Raw genomic sequence first — 1,837 nt, forward strand, 5'->3', positions numbered from 1 at the left:
GGAAAAACGCTTGATCAGGTGGCGCAGTCAGGCGACCTTAACGTCAGAACCCAGGCCACTTGGGGAATGTCGGTTAATAACAAATATCGATTCATTGGATTTGAGTGCTGTGATCGAGATCAATAGCTTCAAGCTTCTATTGGGCTATACATAGGGTGTCAGCTCGTGAAGCCTTGTTTGCCCGTGATAACTAGAATTTGGGAAGATTATGTTTATGAATCATTTTGGTGTCGTTGTGGATTGGTTTCGAGGTTTTCTCACTGTTCTTTTGATAACTGGTGCGCTTACGTCTTGTTCCCGTTCCCCAGAACTGGTTGGTATCGACAACTCCAAGATCCCTGCCGTTTCTGTCACGGAGGCAACGCGGCAAAAGATTTTCATCACCACCACAAGGCAAGCGACAGAGGTTGTTGGAGCATTCTACTCTGGCCAAAGAGCTCCAGAACTGGGATTAGCATCGGTTGTAGTATCGATACCACCTAATCATGTTTCAGGAGAGTTAGAGCGTTCCAAGAGGATGCCGCCGGACCCAAGAACTGAATTTGCGGTCATCGAACCGACAGTCTATCAAACCGACGATGCATTCATCAGGTCCCTGAATGGAGCGCTCGCCAAGTTGCCACCCGGTGATCGCGACATTCTGTTCTTTGTGCATGGCTACAACAACACTATCAGCGATTCGATCCTTAGGCTGGCCCAGTTTGTAGAAGACACGGACTTTAAAGGCGTGCCTGTCTTGTTCTCCTGGGCGTCTGCAGCACAACCGGTCAAGTACGTGTATGATCTGAACAGCGCTCTTGCCGCGCGTCCGCAGTTCCTGAAGGCCGCAGACATACTTGTCAGAACCAAGGCAAATGGCGCTGACATATTCGCACACTCGATGGGCTCGATGTTGTTAATGGAAGCAATCGTCTTTGCCGAACGGGCGGGCAAGTTCAACTCCACGGGTCGCCTCAAATCCGTCATGATGGCATCTCCGGACATAGATATTGATGTGTTCCGGTCTCAATTGGGCATGATAGACGGAGACCGCACCAAATTGTTTGTCCTGACATCCAAGGATGATAACGCCCTTGGGTTTTCTCGCAGGATTTCGGGTGGGATTAGCAGGGTGGGAGCGTCCGACTCAGCCGAACTTGCCGAGCTTGGAGTGACTGTGATCGACCTGAGCAATATTGATGACTCCAAATCTGGCAGCCATTCGAAATTCGCAGGATCACCGGAAGTCGTACAATTGATTGGCCAGGGTCTGAACAGTTCCAGCCGCTTTGGGAGCAAGTCAAATCATCCCCTTGAAAATATGATCTCTGGCCTGCCCATCCTAGTTGTATCAAACTAAAGGCCGATGCCTCTTGATGTTTCGGGGAAGTATCAAAGTACATTTGGGCTACGCAGCCGGTTTCAACCAATAGACAGAAAAATCGTTTACGCGCCCAATGCCCCCGTTGAATACCTAAATGCTAAGACCCTAAAAATTACGTTCAGCCACCTTTACTTCCACCTATAGCAAGGCTGCGCAAACCGCCTTTTGCGACCAATGCTGCGCCCGAACACTATGTCTGCATTGGGCTCGAAGCAGTCATTCGCTGCAACTTGCTTGAACGACTGCTACGCGGACTAAGCCGCCACTCGCCGCACCGTCCACTAAGAAGCGCTCCGCGAACTTTGCGGATTTCAAAGTCCCTTAACCCTGCTGACAGGATCTGAGCGTTTACCACGCGCAATGGCTCCGGAAATTCCATGCATCCCGAATAGGACTCAAGCCCACATTCCCCAAGTAAGTCGCTGTTTCCGCTGTCGTGATCGTGTTATTTCCGATATAAATCATGGTGTTGGT

At 50.2% G+C, this 1,837-nt stretch carries 1 protein-coding gene; it reads left to right on the forward strand.

Annotated features, from left to right (window positions below; genetic code table 11):
- Nucleotides 1-214: 214 nt before the first annotated feature.
- Nucleotides 215-1,339 carry an alpha/beta hydrolase gene (locus AC2FIR_RS24075; protein WP_170499405.1) on the forward strand — a complete coding sequence of 375 codons (1,125 nt, stop codon included), beginning with the start codon at nucleotides 215-217 and terminating at the stop codon, nucleotides 1,337-1,339.
- Nucleotides 1,340-1,837 lie beyond the last annotated feature (498 nt).

Source organism: Ruegeria sp. CDSB136 (genome assembly GCF_059610965.1).